This is a genomic window from Methylobacterium sp. AMS5, from assembly GCF_001542815.1.
GTDB lineage: Bacteria > Pseudomonadota > Alphaproteobacteria > Rhizobiales > Beijerinckiaceae > Methylobacterium.
Genome location: NZ_CP006992.1, coordinates 2,530,014 through 2,549,260 on the forward strand (window position 1 = coordinate 2,530,014; position 19,247 = coordinate 2,549,260).

Here is a 19,247-nt window from a genome sequence, read left to right on the forward strand (position 1 = left end):
CCCTCCGGTCATCGCGAAACCATGCTTGAGCCGTCCTCCCCCACGCATCGGCGCATCGCCCTCGTCTGCATGACGCCGCGCCCCGATGCGCAGGAACTCGGCGAGCTGCTGCTGCCGAGCTACGGCATCCGGCGCATCCACGCGGCCTTGCTCGGCGATCCCGGTCTCGCCGACGCGTCCGTGCGGCTGTTCGACCGGCGCACCGCCGATATCGAGGCTTACGTCGCGGAGATTCTGGATTTCGAGCCTGATCTTGTCGGCTTCTCGATCTATGTCTGGTCGGCGCCGGCCATGATCGCGGTGGCGCGGGCCCTGCGCGCGCGCCGCCCCTCGCTCGCCATCGTCTTCGGCGGTCCCTCGGCGCGATCCGCCTTCTTCGATCTCGAACCCTACCGCCCGGCTCATGCCTATCTCGACGCCGTGGTCGAGGGCGACGGCGAGGAGATCATCTGCGAGATCGCGCGGCTGCCGCAGCGCGATCGGGCCGCGTGGGAGCGGGTCCGCGGACTGACGCTGCCGACCGCAACCGGCTGGCTGCGGACCGAGCGGCGCCCGCCCATCGCCGCCCTCGACCGGATCGCCTCGCCCTATGCCCACGGGCTGATGCCCCAGGGCGGCGTGGCCTATCTCGAAAGCTTCCGCGGCTGTCCGCTCTCCTGCCGCTTTTGCGAGTGGGGCACGAAGGAGAACAGCAAGGCCTCTTTCTCGGCCGATTACATCGCTCGCGAGCTCGACGCCTTTCGCACCCTGGAGGCGCCGGCGGTGTTCCTGCTCGATGCCGGCCTCAACCTGAACATCGGCGCCTTCCGCAATCTTCGGCTCGCCAACCAGCGCTCGGGCTTCCTCAAGGAATCCCTGCTCTGGGCGGAGATCTATCCGTCGATCGTGCGCGACGAGCACCTCGCCTTCATCGAGGAGATCGGCACCGCCTATCTCGGCGTCGGGATGCAGTCGATGGACCCGGCGGTGCTGCGCCTGCACGACCGCCCCTCGGATTCGCCCCGCTTCGAGGCGGCGGTGCGGGCGCTGGCCCGCGTCACCAATATCGAGTTGCAGATCATCGCGGTTCTGCCCGGCGATACGCCGGAGGGCTTCTTCCGCACCCTGGATTACGCCCTGTCTCTGCCCGCGAGCGTCCGGGTCTATCACTGCCTCGTCCTGCCCGACGCGCTGCTGACCCGCAGCCGGCCCGAATGGAACGTCCGCTTCGACCCGCACACGCTGACGATGCGCTCCTGCGAGGGATGGAACGAGGACGCGGTGGCGCGCACCCGCGCGGAACTGCGCCGCCGGGCGCTTGCCGCCGGCGGCAAGGCCGGTGAGTTCTGGTGGGCGTTTCCCCGCCAGCCCGAGCGCGTCACCCAAGCCCGCGCCTCGTGGCGGCAGGCCGCCGCGCGATGAAAGCGGCCCGCTCCGGCCTGCGCATCGCGCTGGTGGCGCAGTACCCGGAGCGCGATCCGGCGATGCCGAGCTTCGTGCCCAATCTCGGCCTGCGCATGGTCGAGGCCACCCTGCGCGCCGCCGCCCTTCCCGGCTTCGTCTGCCGGGTCTGGGATCTGACCGGTGGCGACCCCGAGCGGGTCGCCCGCGAGATCACCGCTTTCGACCCCGACATCGTCGGCTTCTCGGCCTATCTCTGGTCGCTGCCCTTCCTTTGCCGCGTCGCCGTGCTCATCAAGCAAGACGACCCCACGCGGCTCGTCGTCTTCGGCGGCCCCTCCGCGCGGCCGGTCATGTTCGCGCGTCCGCCGTTCTCGAAAGCGGCGGACGACATCGACGTCCTCGTCATCAACGAGGGCGAGGAGACCTTTCTCGAGATCGTCTCGCTTGAACAGCGCACGCCGCCCGCGCTCGGCACCCTGCGCGGCGTCGCCGTCCGGGACGGCGCGGGCTGGCGCGAGACCCCGGCACGCCCGCTCGCCAACCTCGACAGCCTCGCCTCACCCTACGCGCTGAACCTCGTGCAGCACGGCGGCCTCGGCGTGCTCCAGACCTACCGGGGCTGCCCGTTCACCTGCTCGTTCTGCGAGTGGGGCACGATGGAATCACCCAAACGCGTGCGCGCGGTCGATCATCTGACCCAGGAGTTCGAGGCCATCGCCGGCCACGATGTCTACGCGGCGCTCCTCGTCGATGCCGGGTTGAACCTCAACCGCAATGCCTTCCTCAATCTCCGGCGCGCTGCCGAGGAGAGCGGCTTCTTCGAGCGTCACGGGCTGATCTGCGAGGTCTATCCGGCGGCGGTGCGGCAGGAGCACCTCGATTTCCTCGCCACCGTCAGCAACGCCTATGTCGGCATCGGCCTGCAGAGCTTCGACAATGCGGTGCTGGCCCATGTCGATCGCAGCTACGACGAACGGCGCTTCGACGAGACCTTCGCCAAGCTCGATGCGGTGGCGAGCCTCGCCGTGGAGATCATCCTGGGATTGCCCGGCGACAATCCCGAAACCTTTCGCCGCAACTTCGAGCGCGCCCGCCGGCTGCCCTGCGCGCTGCGAGTCTATCACTGCGTGGTGCTGCCCTCGGGCCTGATGGTGCGCTCTCCCCCCGAGCATCGCCTCGACTACGACCCGGTCTCCCTGAAGATGCTGTCCTGCACCGGCTGGAGCGAGGCCGCCCTCGCGGCGGAGTGCCGCTTCCTGACCCGGCAGGCCTCGCTCCAGGGGGGGCGCTCGGGCGAGTTCTTCTGGACGTTTCCGCCGCCCCGGTGAGAACGTTCAACTCACCTCGAAGCTCGTCCACAGCCCGGTGTCGAACCGCTCCAGCACGGTCGCGCTGAGCAGCCAGCGGCCGGGATTGTCCGCGACGAAGGCGATCTGGGCGCTGCGCCCTTCCGGGATCTGCACGGTGTCGAGCCAGTAGGGCTCCCAGCCGTCATCGAGCTGATGCAGCAGGCGGAAGACGTGGCCGTGCAGGTGCAGGCTCTGGATGAAGCCGGTGTCGTTGCGGATCGACAGCACCACGACCCCACCGCGCTTGACCGAGAACAGGGGCGCTGCCCCCGGCGCCCCGCTCGCGCCGTTGATCAGCCAGATCTTGGCGGGATCGCCGGAATAGGGCGTCTCGGCGCCGGGCTTCGTCTTGTCGGGCCGCACGCCGCCCGTCAGCACGAGTTCGCGGCGAAGCGCGCTTTGCAGCCGGATCTCGGCCGGCAGGCGCTTGTTCTCGGGGATCGAGCCGATCACGGCGCGGCCGGATTGCGCCACGGGCTCGCCGGAGGCGGTCAGCGTCGCCAGCGGCAGGCCTTGCCCGACCAGCGCGGTGATCGTGCCGGCCGGTCCCGCCTGCGCGGGGAGATCGAGGAGCAGGTCGTAGCGCGTGCCCGGCGCGAAGGGGAGCGTCGCCTTCAGCGGCTCGAAGGTGTCGGTCGGCTGCCCGTCCACCGCCGCGACATAAGCCTTCAGCCCGTCGAAGCGGATGCGCAGGCTGCGCGCGTTGCAGGCATTGGCGAGCCGCAAGCGCAGGCGGCTGCCGGGCCGCGCGTCGAGTGCGAGCGGGATCGGCCGCCCGTTGAGCGTCACGACGCTGCCGAGCCGCCCGGCCGCGGCGGCGAAGGCGACCTGCCCGAAGGGTTGGAGCGCGCCGGCCTCATCGAGCCGCCAATCCTGCACGAGCAGGGCAAGATCCCCGTCGACCGGGGGCGGGGAGGGCTCCTCGACGATCAGCATGCCGGCGATGCCCCGGCCCGACGGCTCGCTCGATCCGCCGACGACGAGCGGGCGGATCAGAAAGCTGCCGGCATCCGGGGGCGTGAAGTCGTAGGTGAAGCGCGCGCCCGGCTTGATCGGCTCCTGGGTGACGCCGCCGACGCCGTCCATGGCGTTGACGATCCGCACCCCGTGCCAGTGCAGCGAGAGCGGCTTGTCGGTCCCGTTCTCGACGCGCAGGCGGACCGCCTCGCCGAGCTTGATCCGCAGGATCGGCGCTTCCGCTTCGCCAAGACGCCATACGGCCGTCTCGGGCGCGGGCTTCAGGCGCAGCTTGGCCGGTGCCGCCTTGATGGATTTCGGCTCCGAGGGCGGGGCCTTTCCGGCCGGCGCTTGCGCCGAGGCCGTCCACGGCATCAGGGTGAGGGCGGCGCTGCCCGCGAGCAGATCGCGCCGTGAGAGCGATCCCGGCGCGGGCTGGGCCGTCGGGTCGGGATTTCGCATGGCGTCTCGCGTCGTCGTCCGGTCGGGCTCGCGTTGTAGACAGGCTTCGTCCGACCCGCCACCGCACGCGGTGCCTCGCAAGTTTTTTGCTGCGGGCTCGGGTGCGCGTGCTATAGACGCGCGCTTCGACGGCCCGGTATCCGGGCTCGTGTCGATGGCGCTCGCGGGCGTGGCGGAACTGGTAGACGCGCTGGATTTAGGTTCCAGTGTCGCAAGACGTGGGGGTTCGAGCCCCTCCGCCCGCACCATGTCCGTATCGGCGTCAGGAACCCGAGCGGTTCCCGCCGGAGCTTCCGCATGGGGGCTTCCCTGGCGCAAGCGACACGCGAAGACGAGATTGCGGTTTTAGAAAACAGCGGACGAACGACGATGCAGGTGACCGAGACGACCTCCGAGGGGCTGAAGCGCGAGTTTCAGGTGCTCCTCCCCGCGACCGAGCTTGAGGATCGCCTCAACACCGAGCTCTCGAACATCAAGGGCAAGGTCCAGATCAAGGGCTTCCGCCCCGGCAAGGTGCCGGTTGCGCATCTGCGCAAGGTCTACGGCAAGTCGGTGATGGCCGACGTGCTGCAGAACGCCGTCAACGAGGCCAACCAGCAGATCGTCGCCGACAAGGGCCTGCGCCTCGCGCTCGAGCCGCAGATCGAGTTCCCGAAGGACGAGGAGCAGACCATCATCGAGCGCGCGCTCGATGCCAAGGGCGACCTCGCCTTCAAGGTGAAGCTCGAGGTGCTGCCGAGCTTCGAGCTGGCCGACCTCTCCGACGTGTCGATCAAGAAGCTCGTGCTCAAGCCCTCCGACGAGGAGGTCAACGAGACGCTCGAGCGTATGGCCAAGGACAGCCGCTCCTTCGAGCCGCGCGAGGAGGGGGCCGAGGCCCAATCCGGCGATCGCGTCACCATCGACTTCGTCGGCCGCATCGACGGCACCGAGTTCGAGGGCGGCAAGGGCGAGGACGTCGATCTGGAGCTCGGCTCCAACACCTTCATTCCCGGCTTCGAGGACCAGCTCGTCGGTGCCAAGGTCGGCGACAGCCGCGTCGTGAAGGTGGCCTTCCCGGCCGATTACCAGGCCGAGCAGCTCGCCGGTAAGGACGCCGAGTTCGATGTGACCGTGAAGGCCGTCGCCGCTCCCGGCGAGACCAAGATCGACGACGAGCTCGCCAAGCGCTTCGGCATGGACGACCTCGAGAAGCTGAAGGAGGCCGTCTCCAAGGCCGTCGGCTCCGATTACGAGGCCCAGTCCCGGCGCAAGCTCAAGAAGGAGTTGCTCGACGCGCTCGACGGCAAGTACGCCTTCGACCTGCCCCCGAGCCTCGTCCACCAGGAGTTCGCCGCCGTGTGGGCGCAGGTCGAGCAGGACCTGAAGACCCGCGGCAAGACCTTCGAGGACGAGGGCACCACCGAGGAGGCTTCGCAGGCGGAGTACCGCAAGATCGCCGAGCGCCGCGTGCGGCTCGGTCTGGTGCTTGCGCAAGTCGGCGAGACCGCCGATATCAAGGTCTCGGATGACGAGGTCAATCAGGCCCTGTTCGCCCGGATCCGGCAGTTCCCGGGCCAGGAGAAGCAGGTCTACGACTTCTACCGCAACAATCCGCAGGCGCTCGCCGAGCTTCGCGCGCCGCTGTTCGAGGAGAAGGTCGTCGACCATGTCCTCGGTCAGGTCCAGGTCGTCGAGGAACCCGTCTCCAAGGAGGCGCTCTTCGCCGAAGACGACGAGGCCGACGCCGTGACCGGCGGGGCTGCGACGGACGAGAAGCCGAGCGAGTCCAACAACGAGGCGGCGGCCGACAAGGCTGCCGGCTGATCGCCGACCCACCGGCTCCGCGGCGGGCGGCGATCTTTGAGATCAGGCGGCGTTAACGCTTGCCGTGTTCGCTGTAACCATCCGGCCTCGGGCGATTCGCCCCGGGGCCGGACCCGGAGCCGAGGGCTGAAATGAGAGATCCGGTCGATTACTTCCACAACTCGCTCGTGCCCATGGTGGTCGAGCAGTCGAGCCGCGGCGAACGCGCCTTCGACATCTACTCGCGGCTTCTGCGCGAGCGGATCATCTTCCTCACCGGTCCCGTCGAGGACCAGGGCGCGTCGCTGATCGTCGCCCAGCTTCTGTTCCTGGAAGCCGAGAACCCGAAGAAGGAAATCTCCTTCTACATCAACTCGCCCGGTGGCGTGGTGACCTCGGGCCTGTCGATCTACGACACGATGCAGTTCATCCGCTGCCCCGTCACGACGCTCTGCGTCGGCCAGGCCGCGTCGATGGGCTCGCTCCTGCTGGCCGCGGGTGAGGCCGGCCACCGCTTCGCCCTACCGAACGCCCGGATCATGGTGCACCAGCCCTCCGGCGGCTTCCAGGGTCAGGCCACCGACATCCTGATCCACGCCCGCGAGATCGAGGCGCTCAAGAAGCGCCTGAACGAGATCTACGTGAAGCATACCGGCCGCGAGTACGAGACGATCCATCAGGCGCTCGAGCGGGACAACTTCATGACCGCCGACGCGGCCAAGGAGTTCGGCCTGATCGACGATATCCTGCACAAGCGTCCCGAGCCGGCCGCCGCCTGAGTAGGACCAGAAACCTGAGGCGCCCCGGGGCCGCTGGCCCGACCATGTCGGGTCATGCGTCCTTTGGGCGCCCGCCCCAGCCCATAGGCCGGTTGATCCCGAGCCGGCTGCATGATTGCATCGGGATGACAGTGCCTCAATCCCGACGCATCCGCCCTGTGTGACTGTTTCTTTAGGCGGATGCGCTTACATCGTATGAACGACGCGCGTGTCCTCCTGGCTGGGGCCGCGCCCGCGAACCGGAGACCGACATGAGCAAGACAGGCGGCAACGACTCGAAGAGCACGCTGTACTGCTCGTTCTGCGGCAAGAGCCAGCACGAGGTTCGCAAGCTGATTGCGGGCCCGACGGTGTTCATCTGCGACGAGTGCGTCGAGCTGTGCATGGACATCATCCGCGAGGAATCGAAGTCCTCGCTGGTGAAGTCCCGCGACGGGGTGCCGACCCCCAAGGAGATCCGGCGCGTCCTCGACGACTATGTCATCGGCCAGGACTTCGCCAAGAAGGTTCTCTCGGTCGCCGTGCACAACCACTACAAGCGGCTGGCCCACGCGACGAAGCACAACGACGTCGAACTGGCCAAATCCAACATCATGCTGATCGGGCCGACGGGCTCCGGCAAGACGCTGCTCGCGCAGACGCTCGCCCGCATCCTCGACGTGCCCTTCACCATGGCCGACGCCACCACGCTGACCGAAGCGGGCTATGTCGGTGAGGACGTCGAGAACATCATCCTCAAGCTGCTCCAGGCCTCCGACTACAACGTCGAGCGGGCGCAGCGCGGCATCGTCTACATCGACGAGATCGACAAGATCTCCCGCAAGTCGGACAACCCCTCGATCACCCGCGACGTCTCGGGCGAGGGCGTGCAGCAGGCGCTCCTGAAGATCATGGAAGGCACCGTCGCCTCCGTGCCTCCGCAGGGCGGCCGCAAGCACCCGCAGCAGGAGTTCCTGCAGGTCGACACCACGAACATCCTGTTCATCTGCGGCGGCGCCTTCGCGGGCCTCGAGCGCATCATCTCCCAGCGCGGCAAGGGAACCTCGATCGGCTTCGGCGCCAGCGTCCAGGCGCCCGACGATCGCCGCACCGGTGAGGTGTTCCGCTCGGTCGAACCCGAGGATCTGCTGAAGTTCGGCTTGATCCCGGAATTCGTCGGCCGTCTGCCGGTTCTGGCGACGCTGGAGGATCTCGATGAGGAGGCCCTCAAGAAGATCCTGCAGGAGCCCAAGAACGCGCTGGTCAAGCAGTACCAGCGGCTGTTCGAGATGGAGAATGTCGAGCTGACCTTCCAGGACGAGGCGCTCAGCCTCGTCGCCCGCAAGGCCATCGAGCGCAAGACCGGCGCCCGCGGCCTGCGCTCGATCCTGGAGACCATCCTCCTCGATACGATGTACGACCTGCCGGGCCTCGATTCCGTCGAGCAGGTGGTCATCGGGCCGGAGGTGGTGGAGGGCAAATCCAGGCCGCTCTTCATCCATGGCGACCGCAACAAGGAAGCCCCGGCCAGCGTCAGCGCCTGACCGGCAAACATCCGGGGCCGCACGGTTTTTGAGCCGGCGGCCCTTTTTCGTTCCGGGGGGTGCCCGCGCTTGAAAGCGCCCGCCGCAACGACCATTTCAGGCTCAACGCAGGGCTCCACGCTTCATCCCCCGAAAGGTCGGGCCCGCGCCACCAGCCGCAAACTGATTATCCGCTTCCGACCCTTCGCGGCCCGGTCGGCACCTGGCAGGATGCTTGCTCGCCGTTGAGGAGCGACTGCCCGGCGTCAACACATAAGGGAAGAACCCATGACCCAGTCGAAATCGCGCCAGCCGGTCGTTCCCGGTTCGACGGGCTCCTACGCCGTCCTGCCGCTGCGCGACATCGTCGTCTTTCCGCACATGATCGTGCCCCTGTTCGTGGGCCGCGAGAAGTCGATCCGCGCGCTCGAAGAGGCCGTGCGCTCGGACCGTCACATCCTGCTCGCGACCCAGATCAACGCCAGCGACGACGATCCGGCCACCGACGCGATCTACACGATCGGTACGCTCGCCTCCGTGCTACAGCTCCTCAAGCTGCCCGACGGCACCGTGAAGGTGCTGGTCGAGGGCGCCGGCCGTGCGCAGATCGAGTCCTTCGTGCGCTCGGACGAGTATTACGAGGCGCAGGCTCTCACGCTCACCGATGACCTCGGCGACCGCGTCGAGGCCGAGGCGCTCGCCCGCTCGGTGATCTCCGAGTTCGAGAACTACGTAAAGCTCAACAAGAAGATCTCCCCCGAGGTCGTCTCCGCCGTCACGCAGATCGACGAGCCGTCCAAGCTCGCCGACACCGTCGGCTCGCACCTCGCGGTCAAGATCGCCGACAAGCAGGCGATCCTCGAAATCCCCACGGTGGCGCAGCGCCTTGAGCGCGTGCTGTCGCTGATGGAGAGCGAGATCTCCGTGTTGCAGGTGGAGAAGCGCATCCGCACCCGCGTCAAGCGGCAGATGGAGAAGACCCAGCGCGAGTACTACCTCAACGAGCAGATGAAGGCGATTCAGAAGGAACTCGGCGACGAGGATGGTCGCGACGAGCTGGCCGAGCTGGAAGACAAGATCGAGAAGACCAAGCTGACGAAGGAGGCCCGCGAGAAGGCCACCGCCGAGCTGAAGAAGCTGCGGCAGATGTCGCCGATGTCGGCCGAGGCCACGGTCGTGCGCAACTACCTCGACTGGATGCTCGGCATCCCGTGGGGCAAGCGCTCGAAGATCAAGAAGGACCTGCTCGGGGCCCAACAGGTCCTCGACTCGGATCACTTCGGCCTCGACAAGGTCAAGGACCGGATCGTCGAGTACCTCGCCGTGCAGCAGCGGGCGAACAAGCTCACCGGCCCGATCCTCTGCCTCGTCGGCCCGCCCGGCGTCGGCAAGACCTCGCTCGGCAAGTCGATCGCCAAGGCCACGGGCCGCGAATTCGTCCGGATGTCGCTCGGCGGCGTGCGTGACGAGGCCGAGATCCGCGGTCACCGTCGGACCTATATCGGTTCGATGCCCGGCAAGATCGTCCAGTCGATGCGCAAGGCCAAGACCTCGAACCCGCTCATCCTGCTCGACGAGATCGACAAGATGGGCATGGACTTCCGCGGCGATCCGTCTGCGGCGCTCCTCGAGGTTCTCGATCCGGAGCAGAACGCGACCTTCAATGACCATTACCTCGAGGTCGATTACGACCTGTCGAACGTGATGTTCGTGACGACGGCGAACACGCTCAACATCCCCGGCCCGCTCATGGACCGGATGGAGGTGATCCGTATCGCCGGCTACACCGAGGAGGAGAAGCTCCAGATCGCCCGTCGTCACTTGATCCCCGAGGCGGTCAAGAAGCACGGGCTCACCCCCGACGAGTGGTCGATCACCGATGACGGCCTGATGATGCTCATCCGCCGCTACACGCGGGAGGCGGGCGTCCGCAACCTGGAGCGCGAGATCTCCAACCTGATCCGTAAGGCGGTGAAGGAGATCCTGATCACCAAGGTGAAGCAGGTCGAGGCCAACCCCGAGACGCTGCCGGAATTCTTGGGGCCCCCGAAGTTCCGCTACGGCGAGATCGACGCGGACGATCAGGTCGGCGTGGTCACGGGTCTGGCCTGGACCGAGGTGGGCGGCGAGTTGCTGACCATCGAGGGCGTCATGATGCCCGGCAAGGGCAAGATGACGGTCACGGGCAACCTGCGCGACGTGATGAAGGAATCGATTTCGGCGGCGGCGTCCTACGTCCGCTCGCGGGCCATCGATTTCGGCATCGAGCCGCCGCTGTTCGAGCGCCGGGACATCCACGTCCACGTTCCGGAGGGGGCGACCCCGAAGGACGGTCCGTCGGCCGGCATCGCCATGGCCACCGCGATCATCTCGACGCTCACCGGCATCCCGGTGCGCCGCGATGTGGCGATGACCGGCGAGGTGACCCTGCGCGGTCGCGTCCTGCCGATCGGCGGCCTGAAGGAGAAGCTGCTCGCCGCACTCCGCGGCGGCATCAAGACGGTGATGATCCCGGAAGAGAACGCCAAGGACATCGCCGAGGTGCCCGACAGCGTGAAGAACGGTCTGGAGATCATCCCCGTCTCGCGGATGGATCAGGTGCTGCAGCACGCCCTCGTGCGCCAGCCCGAGCCCATCGAGTGGGACGAACCCCTCCCGGCCAAAACGCCGAAGCGGGATGAGGACGGCGCGGCGGTCCTCGCCCACTGATCCTCTCGCCCGTATCGAACGGACGAAGCCCCCGGAGCGCCGCTCCGGGGGCTTTTTCGTGCGCCAGTCAGGGGAAGAGCGCGAGCCCGGCCTTGCGCAGCCGCAATCCCTTCCGTAACGCTTCGCGGCGCCGGTTCGGGCGGTTAGCTCAGTTGGTAGAGCGTCTCCTTTACACGGAGAGGGTCGGGGGTTCGAGTCCCTCACCGCCCACCAATCCGGAAGCAGGATGGTCCAGAGGCGGCCGTGATGATGCGTGCCGGCCCGGATGGGTGTCTCCCGCCGGAACATCCTTGTCGAGAAGTTCGTCCGCGATGGATGCGGGCATGCTCCTTGGCTGAACATTCCGCTCAGGAATCATGCGGACGAACCGCATTATCCGGTGCAGGCGAACACTGAGTGTCTCTCAAAAAGCTCCCGCCGCGCTGTCATCGCCAGAACGAGTACGGTCAGAGACCCGGCGTTTCGTGAGGCACTCTGAAACCAGAGGCCCCCTCCGCGTTCCTCGTTCAGACATGAGCGGGAAGCGACATGGAAGGTGGGCTGACTGGCTCGGTCTCATCGCCGGCATCCTGGGGTTGAGCGGCGTCGGCTATCTGTTTGCGGCCTGGGCGAAGGCGCGGAGGGAGCCGCTCTGAAACCTGTCGCACCGTAGGGGAGGGGCCCTGGACCCTGCCGCGCGGTTCACCTCGAAGCGAGCGACGCCTGCCGATGGCGCGGGTCGTAGCGGTTCGACGGATCCCGCGCTGCCGCATTGTCATTGTCGCCGGGCTGAAGGCTCGTGTTTCCGGCCCGGTCAGTCTTCGCTTTCCCGCGCAGCAACAGCGGCACGATGCGCGTCGAGCGTCGGTGGATCCAGGCCTCGTGCCGGCGGCGCAGGGGACGTCCGTACTGGACGGTTTCTCTTCCACACATGGTCATTCTTCACGGTGACATCTGACTGACGGGCCCCGGACGCTAACCGCGAACTGTCTCGACGCATTGACTGGGCGTCCCAAAATTCGCGCCGCAGCGCTTTGCCGCACGGTCGCGACGCGGTTGCAACGCGATCAAGGCCTGGTCTGATCAGCTGCGGCACCCGCATCGGCGATGAAACGCCTACATTCGACGCAGTTTTTTTGCACTGCCGAAGCGCCGATGCGGATGAATTGCCCCGGCTGAGCCGCTCAACCCTTTGGTGCAGAAGAAGGCGCATGTCGGCGCCCGCTGCGTTGCGCCGGTTCGACAGAGGGTACCGGCGCGCCGGAATGACGGATTTTCTGTTCGTTCACGACCACTTCCCAGGGCCGTTCGGCTTTCTTGCCGAGGCGCTGATGGATCGAGGACATCGCTGCGCGGCGATCGCCGGAGAGGCGGCACCGGGCTTGGCCGGCTTGCCGATCCTGCGGTGGCGTCCGGGGCGGAAGGTGACGCCGGGCCTGTTCCCGCTGGCCCATCCGACCGAATCGGCGTTCATCAACGCCACCGCCGCCCTGCGATGCGCCCTCGAATTGCGCAAGCACGGCTTCGATCCGGGCGTCATCGTCGGGCATCCGGGGCGCGGGGAATCGCTGCTGCTCAACCAAGTGTTCCCCCGCGCGCGTCGGCTCGCCTATGCGCCGTATTACCGGGCGGACGGGGATGCGCTCGGCTTCGATTCCGAGTGGACGCGCCCCCCAAACCTCGAAGACCGCGTACGCGACCGCGCCGGGAACGCGGCGCTGGCCATGGCCTATGCCGAGGCCGAACGGCTGGTCTGCCCGACGGAGTTCCAGCGCAGCCTGCTGCCGGCGGGTTTGCGGGCGCAGGCCAGCGTGATTCACGAAGGCATCGATACGGACGAGGTCCGTTACGACCCCCATGCCGTCGTGCAACTGCCGAACGGGCGCAAGCTGACCAAGGCCCGGCCGGTCATCACCTTCATCGCCCGGCAATTGGAGCCGCTGCGCGGTTTCCCGACCTTCATGCGCGCTCTGCCGGCGCTGCTCGAAGCCGTGCCCCAGGCCGAGATTCTGGTGGTCGGGAGCGACGGGCGCCGTGATGCCGCGGCAAAGGGGGCCCAACCCCAGACGTGGAAGGAGCGCCTGCTGGCCGAGCTGGACGGCCGGCTCGATCGCGATCGCCTCCACTTTCTCCCCCGCCTCACGCATGAGGAAATGGTGGCCGCCCTCTCCGTGGCTACGGCGCATGTCGCCTACACCTATCCCTTCTCGCTCTCGCGGGTCTTCCTGAAGGCGATGGCATGCGAATGCCTCGTGATCGCCTCGGACACCGCGCCGGTGCGGGAGGTGGTGCGGGACGGGGTGAACGGGATCGTCCGCGATTTCTTCGATGCCGACGCGCTGGCGGAGGCGCTCATCGATGCCTGCCGCGCGCCCGAACGGTGGCGGCCCCTGCGGGAGGCGGCCCGGCGAACGGTGATCGAGCGCTACGACCGGCGGCGTCACTGCTTGCCGACCTGGCTCGCGCTCCTGAGCTACCTTGCCGACGCGCCGGCCCGTGCCTGAGCGCCGCGGGCTATGGCGCCTGGAACAGGTGAAGGCTGAAGCCGCTATCCTCGTCGACCCAGAGGCGGACCGGCTCCCAGCCCTGCGCCGAGGCCAGGGTCCGAAACGTGTCCGGCGCGTATTTATGGGAGGTGTCGGTGCGGATGCTCTCGCCGGGCGCGAAGCGGATCGTCCGGTCGCCGAGCCGGTAGGCGCCGGTCCGGGTTGCCACCAGATGGGCTTCCACCCGGAACGGGTCGTCGGCAAGCCGTGCCTCGTGACGGAAATTCCCCCGGTCGAAATCGCTACCGAGTTCCCGGTTCATCCGCTCGATCAGGTTGAGGTGCAGCGCGGCCATCAGGCCGCCCGCCGCCCCATAGGCGCGGCGCAGGCGGGCCGGATCGTGCGTCGGATCGGCCCCGACCAGGAAGTGGCTCGGCCCCAGCGTATCCCGCGCCCGCGCCAGGAAGCCCTCCGCCTGTTCCGGCGTGAAGTTGCCGATGCTGGTGCCGGGAAAGAAGCCGAGGACCGGCGGCACAGCGGCTCCCGGCGGCAGGCGGATCGGCTTGGAGTAATCGGCGCAGACCGGAAGCATCGGCACGTCCGGATAATCCGGGGCGAGGCGCGCGATCGCCGCTTCGAGATAGGCCCCGGAAATGTCGAGGGCGAGGTAGGCGGCCGGCGCCTCCAGGGCGTCGAGCAGGGTGCGGATCTTCCGGCTCGCGCCGCTGCCGAACTCCACGACGCTGACGCCCGGGCCGACCAGCGCTGCCACCTCTGCCGCGACCCGCGGCAGAAGCGCCATTTCCCGCTTCGTCGGGTAGTAGTCCGGATGCGCGCAGATTCGGTCGAACAGATCCGAACCGCTCTCGTCCCAGAGGTATTTTCCGGGCAGGGTCTTCACCGCGCCCGAGAGGCCGGCGAGGGCGTCCCGAAGGAACTCGGCGCGCTCGCTGGCCGCTGCCTCCGCCGCGCTCATCGCGGACCGGTCGGGCGGGTAGCCGTGAGAACGACGAGCGCGATGCGCTCGGCGGCCGCGTAGCCCGGATCGTCGAGTTCCTCGCCGTACGCGTCCGGATCGAACTCGCGGTACGAGACGTCGAGACCGGCCCGTGCGCAGATCGCGCTCGCCTCCTCTCGGAAGCCGTCATGGCCTTCGACGATGGCCGAGCCGGTGAACAGAACAAGGCTGCCACCCGGCGCCAATCGCTCGGTCGCCGCCTCGACCACGCGCAGCGACAGCCCGGCCCCGAGCGGCCCACCGCCATGCCGGTAGGCCCGACCACCGGGATCCACCATGAAGGGCGGGTTCGAGACGATGAGATCGAACGATCCCTCGGCGTCGCTCAGCATGTCGCCGTGAACGGGGCGCACGTTGCGAACGCCCGCGAGCCGGGCATTGATGCGCGCGGCGCGAAGGGCGGCCGGGTTGATGTCGACGAGAATGACCTTAGCCTCCGGCAACCGCTTGGCGACGAGGATGCCCGCCGCGCCCGAGCCGCAGCCGATATCGGCCGCCCGCCGCGGCGCCGGGTGTCCGGCCCTGGCCCGCTCTTCGAGATGAGCGAGGACGGCCTCGGCGAAGCGCATGGTGTCGGGGCCGAAGAACACGGCATCGGCCGCGAGCGGCGGGTAGGCCGCGTGCAGAAACAACGTATCGTCGAGGCTCGACAGCCGAATCCCCGCCTTCATGAGAGAACCGTCCGGCCCTTCCCAGCGGTCCAGCACGCCCGCCCGCTCCATCAGGCCGGTCAGTTCCGCCGGGATCAGCCCGTCGCGAAACGGGCGGCTCCAGCCCAGCACATCCCGTAGTGATCGCGCCAGGGCGTTCTCGGGCCGGGCGTTCACCCGGGCATGGGTGGCGGGCGTGACGGTGGTGAACCGGTAGCCGGTGTCCCGCACAGCACGAGCGAGAGCGAGGAGCGCGTCCTCGCTGCCTATGTCCGGTTCCTGGGAGGCCGAGGGATGCGTTGCAGCATCGGCCACCGTCATCCTCAACCCTCCATCTGTCCGGCGAGAAAGGCACCGGAACGCAGATCCGCCGCGACCTGCTGCGCATCCCATGACACCGCCCCCTCCTGGCGGTGGTAGGGGCAGACCCAATCGTCCGGCACGGCCCGCCCACTGAATTGCCGCGCGGCAGAGCGCTCGCCATGCTGCGCAAGCATCGGGTTGGCGGACCCGGCCCAGGCCACGTCCCGCTCGACGATCGAATCGCGCAGCCGGTCGTAGCGCCCCTCGGCCCGCAGGCGCTCGAACTGGTCGTGCAGATTGAACACCAGCACCGGGTGCTCGAAGCGGCGCGCCTTGCGGCTCGCGCCGGGATGCAGCCCGACGATGAAGAAGCCTTCGCCGCCGAGGCTCATCGAGAAATGCGTGTCGTCCGGGTTGGCCGACACGCGCGGATCCTGGGCATGACCCAACTCGCTGTCGCGGTCGGACAGCGACTGCATCCGCCGCCAGAGTGCGGCCTCGAACGCCTCCTCCGAGAGGTGGTGTGGGCCTTCGAACACGACGGCGAAGCTCTGGAACTGGTCGCGCCGGGCGCGATAGCGGCAGATGAAGGCCAGGAGTGCCGGGTAGATCCGTGCGTCGTCGCTCTCGGAGGCGACGTCTCGGGCGACCAGAACCTTGAGCTGGCCGCGGGACAGAGCGGATTTGGCGCCGACGCAAGGGAAGGGCTGTTGGCGAATGAAATGCCGGAACCGCTCAGCGAGCGGATGGCCGGTGTCGTCGGTAGGCAGCAGCATGACACCTCGTGGAACGCAGGCAAACGAACGACGCGACCGAGCCTGTCGGCCCGGCACGGTGAAGATCGTGGGAGAGAAGGCGACCGCGATGCAGTCCGCCGACCCTCGGAGAAGGTGGACTGCGCGGAGGAACCTCAGTCTGTGCCCATTGTTCCGCCGGGTCTGGGGATAACCAGCGAGCTACGAAGCCGGCTTCATCTATGTATTGTCTTGAGCTGCCGCGGCATCGTAGCGCAGTATTCTACCCGCTGATGACCATGTCTTTGCGGCGAAGCCTCAAGATTCGATCTCGTAATGGATCGGCTTGAAAGAGAAGTTGTTCGACTGCAGGGCCGAGCAGGCTGTCAGGCCGACGACGAGGTCGGTCTCGGCCACGAAACTCACCCGGTCGCCGGCCCGGCTGAGCGGCGGGCGCACCGCGATCTCGCCGCTCTGCCCATCGACGGTGACGTGCATGAACACGTTGAAGGCGACCGGGATGCGGTCCGGCTCGATCCCGTAGGGTGCCAGCGCTGCGGCGAGATTACCGAAGCAACCCCGGTGGGGGTGTTCGTCGCCGTAGATGATGCGGAAGGTGTCGGCCGAGCAGGGCGTGAGCAGGAAGTCGTGCCGGCCCACCGTGTCCTCGACGATGCGCAGGAGCACGTTGGAGCGGTTGGAGTAGATCGGGTCGCCCGTCGTCAGGAAAATACGCGAGGCGTAGTCGATGGTGCGGCCCGAGGAGATCACCTCATCGAGGTCGTCTCTGCGGAAGGCCACGAGGTCGGCTACCTGCTCGCCCCGAGGGTCGATCACGGTGAGGCGCTGGCCGCGATCCAGCGTGAAGGCCGCCCCCGAGCGCGGCGGGATCTCATGGCGCACCGGTCGGCTCATCCGTCGTTCTCTCCTTGCAGCGGGTGAAGCCCGCGGGTTCGTGCGCCGATTCGCGGCGGCTCCAAGCTTGGGCGCTGCCGCGTCGCCACGGGGGATCGGACGAGGGGCCCGTTGGGTTCCCGACAAATGTCGACGTCCCGGGCCGCGGGGCGGCACCGGAGGCGCCTGCCCGTGGACGCACGATCCGACGAACGCTGCCCCGCACATGGCGATGTCGGCGGGAATCACCCTCGCCATGCCGCCGAGCTTACCCTGCGAGGACTGCTGCTCGGGGCGGTGATCACCGTCGTGTTCATGACCGCCAACCTCTATATGGGGCTGAAGACGGGCGTGACCTTCTCGACCTCGATTCCCGCGGCGATGCTGTCGATGGGAGTGCTGCGGCTGTTCGGCGGGTCCGGCATCCTCGAGAACAACATCGTTCAGACCCAAGGGTCGGCAGCCGGCACGCTCTGCAACGTCATCCTCGTCTTGCCGGGTCTCGTGCTGATCGGCCACTGGCACGGTTTCCCGTTCTGGCAGACGACGGCCGTCTGCCTCGTCGGTGGTCTGATCGGCCTCGTCTACTCGATCCCCCTGCGCCGCGCCCTGGTGATGGGCGCCGGGCTTCCGTATCCCGAGGGTACCGCCGCCGCCGAAGTGCTGCATGCGGGTGAGGCCGGCGACCGGGATGGTCTGCGCATCCTGCTGGGTGCGGCGGGAGCGGGCGGGCTGATTGGGTTCGCCACCACCGGCTTGCGCCTTCTCGCCGACGGCCTCCACACCACCCTTGCCGCGGGGCCGGCCCTGTTCCGGCTCGCCACGGGCTTCTCCCCCGCCCTGGTTGGGGTGGGTTATCTCGTCGGGCTCGGCGCCTGCCTCGCCCTTCTGGCGGGCGTCGCCCTGGCCTGGGGCGCCGCGGTGCCGCTGCTCACGGCCTTCGGTGACGGAGCCGGCTCGGCGGAGGCAACAGCGAGGGCGGTCTGGTCGGAGAAGGTCCGCCTCATTGGCGCCGGCATCATCGCCGTCGGCGCTGTCTGGACGGTCGCCTCCCTCGGCCGCTCGATCCTGGGAAGCATCCGTTCCGCCTTCGCTGCGGCGCAGGGCGGCGGGAAGGCCCTGCGCCAGTTGCCACGCCAGGAGCGCGACCTGCCGATCACCTGGGTTGCGGGCACCTCGCTCCTGCTTGCATTGCCCCTCGCCTGGCTGTTCTTCCATTTCAGCGCGGAGGCCGAACTGGGGGGGCTGCGCTTCGCGCTGGTCGCGGTCGCCACCGTCTTCACGGTCGGCTTCGGCTTCCTGATGGCGGCCGCCTGCGGCTATCTCGCGGGCCTTCTCGGCTCGTCCTCCAGCCCGATCTCCGGCATCGGAATCCTGACGACGCTCCTCGCGGCTCTGCTGCTCCCGCTGCTGCTCGGCCGCTCCGCCGGGCCGGAGGGCGAGCGTTTCGTCGTCGCCGCCGTCCTGCTCCTGTCGGCCATCGTCGTCACCACCGCCTCGATCGCCAACGACAACCTTCAGGATCTCAAGACCGGCCAACTCGTCGATGCCACCCCCTGGCGCCAGCAGGTGGCGCTGGCGGCGGGCGTCGCGGTGGGCGCCCTGGTGATCGCCCCACTGCTCGACCTTCTCTACAACGCCTACGGTTTCGTCGGTGCCCTGCCGCGCGAGGGCATGGACGAGGCCGCCGCCCTTCCTGCCCCCCAGGCCGCGCTGATGACGCAGATCGCCGGCGGCATCGTGCGCAACGAATTGCCCTGGTCGATGGTGGGGACGGGGGCCGGCCTCGGGGCGATCCTCGTTGCGGCGGAGGCGCGTCTGCGCCGCAGCGGCCGTTCTTTTCCGGCACTCACCGTCGGGATCGGCATGTACCTGCCGCTCGAGGTGGTGGTGACGATCGCCTTCGGCGGCCTCGTCGCCCGCCTCGCCGAGCGTCGGCTGCGCGAGGCGGGCGCCGCGGCGCGGGCCGGAGGACGCCGCCGCGGCGTCCTGCTGGCCTCGGGCTTCCTCGTGGGCGAGAGCGTCGTCGGCGTCCTACTCGCCGCCGCCGACACGCTGAGTGGACGCGGCGGTTCCCTCGCCTTCGCGGCCGATGCGCTGGGCGGAGCAGAGCCGTGGCTCGGCCCCATCGTCTTCCTGCTGGTGCTGACCGCCTTCTACCGCATCGCTTCGCGCACGGACGAGGCGGGCCGCCGCGGCGACACCTGACCCGTCCTCGATTTCGTCGCGATTGCAAGCGAGCATAACGGCGCGACCG

The 19,247-nt window shown here is 68.2% G+C and carries 13 protein-coding genes and 2 tRNA genes; 10 read left to right on the forward strand and 5 right to left on the reverse strand.

The features are described from left to right. The first annotated feature begins 21 nt into the window (after positions 1-21). On the forward strand, positions 22-1,401 hold the full coding sequence (locus tag Y590_RS11240) for a B12-binding domain-containing radical SAM protein (protein ID WP_060769915.1): 1,380 nt from the start codon (positions 22-24) through the stop codon (positions 1,399-1,401). Continuing rightward, a complete protein-coding gene (locus tag Y590_RS11245; RefSeq protein ID WP_060772257.1) occupies positions 1,398-2,711 on the forward strand; it encodes a B12-binding domain-containing radical SAM protein in 1,314 nt (437 codons plus the stop codon). Before Y590_RS11240 ends, Y590_RS11245 begins: the two co-directional genes overlap by 4 nt. 6 nt (positions 2,712-2,717) lie before the next feature. Here the strand turns inward: Y590_RS11245 and Y590_RS11250 are convergent, their stop codons facing one another. Beyond that, entirely contained in the window at positions 2,718-4,151 is a 1,434-nt protein-coding gene (locus tag Y590_RS11250; protein WP_060769916.1) for a multicopper oxidase family protein, read from the reverse strand. A 163-nt stretch (positions 4,152-4,314) separates the two neighbouring features. On the opposite strand from Y590_RS11250, the gene Y590_RS11255 reads away from it, so the two are divergent. From Y590_RS11255 to Y590_RS11285, 7 genes are all read left to right on the forward strand, one after another. Next, positions 4,315-4,399, forward strand: a tRNA-Leu gene (locus Y590_RS11255). 121 nt (positions 4,400-4,520) lie between these two features. Next, the gene (tig, locus tag Y590_RS11260) at positions 4,521-5,957 is read left to right on the forward strand and encodes a trigger factor (RefSeq protein ID WP_060769917.1); all 1,437 of its coding nucleotides are present in this window, start codon (positions 4,521-4,523) and stop codon (positions 5,955-5,957) included. 131 nt (positions 5,958-6,088) lie between these two features. Beyond that, positions 6,089-6,715 carry an ATP-dependent Clp protease proteolytic subunit gene (locus Y590_RS11265; protein ID WP_003600395.1) on the forward strand — a complete coding sequence of 209 codons (627 nt, stop codon included), beginning with the start codon at positions 6,089-6,091 and terminating at the stop codon, positions 6,713-6,715. Between the two features lie 251 nt (positions 6,716-6,966). Beyond that, entirely contained in the window at positions 6,967-8,238 is a 1,272-nt protein-coding gene (gene clpX, locus Y590_RS11270; RefSeq protein WP_060769918.1) for an ATP-dependent Clp protease ATP-binding subunit ClpX, read from the forward strand. A gap of 267 nt (positions 8,239-8,505) precedes the next feature. Then, a complete protein-coding gene (gene lon, locus Y590_RS11275) occupies positions 8,506-10,926 on the forward strand; it encodes an endopeptidase La (protein WP_060769919.1) in 2,421 nt (806 codons plus the stop codon). Between the two features lie 137 nt (positions 10,927-11,063). Then, positions 11,064-11,139, forward strand: a tRNA-Val gene (locus tag Y590_RS11280). Positions 11,140-12,170: 1,031 nt separating this feature from the next. Then, the gene (locus tag Y590_RS11285) at positions 12,171-13,409 is read left to right on the forward strand and encodes a glycosyltransferase (RefSeq protein ID WP_060769920.1); all 1,239 of its coding nucleotides are present in this window, start codon (positions 12,171-12,173) and stop codon (positions 13,407-13,409) included. A 10-nt stretch (positions 13,410-13,419) separates the two neighbouring features. Here the strand turns inward: Y590_RS11285 and egtD are convergent, their stop codons facing one another. The 4 genes from egtD to Y590_RS11305 form a co-directional block, all read right to left on the reverse strand. Next, the gene (gene egtD, locus Y590_RS11290; RefSeq protein ID WP_060769921.1) at positions 13,420-14,367 is read right to left on the reverse strand and encodes an L-histidine N(alpha)-methyltransferase; all 948 of its coding nucleotides are present in this window, start codon (positions 14,365-14,367) and stop codon (positions 13,420-13,422) included. Further along, a complete protein-coding gene (locus Y590_RS11295) occupies positions 14,364-15,380 on the reverse strand; it encodes a class I SAM-dependent methyltransferase (protein WP_060769922.1) in 1,017 nt (338 codons plus the stop codon). The genes egtD and Y590_RS11295 overlap by 4 nt, the downstream gene beginning before the upstream one ends. Positions 15,381-15,382: 2 nt before the next feature. Continuing rightward, positions 15,383-16,138 (reverse strand): guanitoxin biosynthesis heme-dependent pre-guanitoxin N-hydroxylase GntA, encoded by a 756-nt coding sequence (gene gntA, locus Y590_RS11300; RefSeq protein WP_060769923.1) that lies wholly within the window; start codon positions 16,136-16,138, stop codon positions 15,383-15,385. A 276-nt stretch (positions 16,139-16,414) separates the two neighbouring features. Continuing rightward, the gene (locus tag Y590_RS11305; RefSeq protein ID WP_060769924.1) at positions 16,415-17,011 is read right to left on the reverse strand and encodes a DUF1989 domain-containing protein; all 597 of its coding nucleotides are present in this window, start codon (positions 17,009-17,011) and stop codon (positions 16,415-16,417) included. A 171-nt stretch (positions 17,012-17,182) separates the two neighbouring features. Between Y590_RS11305 and Y590_RS11310 the strand changes: the two genes are divergently transcribed. Next, a complete protein-coding gene (locus Y590_RS11310; RefSeq protein WP_060769925.1) occupies positions 17,183-19,198 on the forward strand; it encodes an OPT family oligopeptide transporter in 2,016 nt (671 codons plus the stop codon). Positions 19,199-19,247 lie beyond the last annotated feature (49 nt).

What these genes read in the sequence shown, in the direction of transcription:
- Y590_RS11240 (WP_060769915.1), top strand. Translation starts at nt 22, where the DNA reads ATGCTTGAGCCGTCCTCCCCCACGCATCGGCGCATCGCCCTCGTCTGC.
- Y590_RS11245 (WP_060772257.1), top strand. Translation starts at nt 1,398, where the DNA reads ATGAAAGCGGCCCGCTCCGGCCTGCGCATCGCGCTGGTGGCGCAGTAC.
- Y590_RS11250 (WP_060769916.1), bottom strand. Translation starts at nt 4,151, where the DNA reads ATGCGAAATCCCGACCCGACGGCCCAGCCCGCGCCGGGATCGCTCTCA.
- tig (WP_060769917.1), top strand. Translation starts at nt 4,521, where the DNA reads ATGCAGGTGACCGAGACGACCTCCGAGGGGCTGAAGCGCGAGTTTCAG.
- Y590_RS11265 (WP_003600395.1), top strand. Translation starts at nt 6,089, where the DNA reads ATGAGAGATCCGGTCGATTACTTCCACAACTCGCTCGTGCCCATGGTG.
- clpX (WP_060769918.1), top strand. Translation starts at nt 6,967, where the DNA reads ATGAGCAAGACAGGCGGCAACGACTCGAAGAGCACGCTGTACTGCTCG.
- lon (WP_060769919.1), top strand. Translation starts at nt 8,506, where the DNA reads ATGACCCAGTCGAAATCGCGCCAGCCGGTCGTTCCCGGTTCGACGGGC.
- Y590_RS11285 (WP_060769920.1), top strand. Translation starts at nt 12,171, where the DNA reads ATGACGGATTTTCTGTTCGTTCACGACCACTTCCCAGGGCCGTTCGGC.
- egtD (WP_060769921.1), bottom strand. Translation starts at nt 14,367, where the DNA reads ATGAGCGCGGCGGAGGCAGCGGCCAGCGAGCGCGCCGAGTTCCTTCGG.
- Y590_RS11295 (WP_060769922.1), bottom strand. Translation starts at nt 15,380, where the DNA reads ATGACGGTGGCCGATGCTGCAACGCATCCCTCGGCCTCCCAGGAACCG.
- gntA (WP_060769923.1), bottom strand. Translation starts at nt 16,138, where the DNA reads ATGCTGCTGCCTACCGACGACACCGGCCATCCGCTCGCTGAGCGGTTC.
- Y590_RS11305 (WP_060769924.1), bottom strand. Translation starts at nt 17,011, where the DNA reads ATGAGCCGACCGGTGCGCCATGAGATCCCGCCGCGCTCGGGGGCGGCC.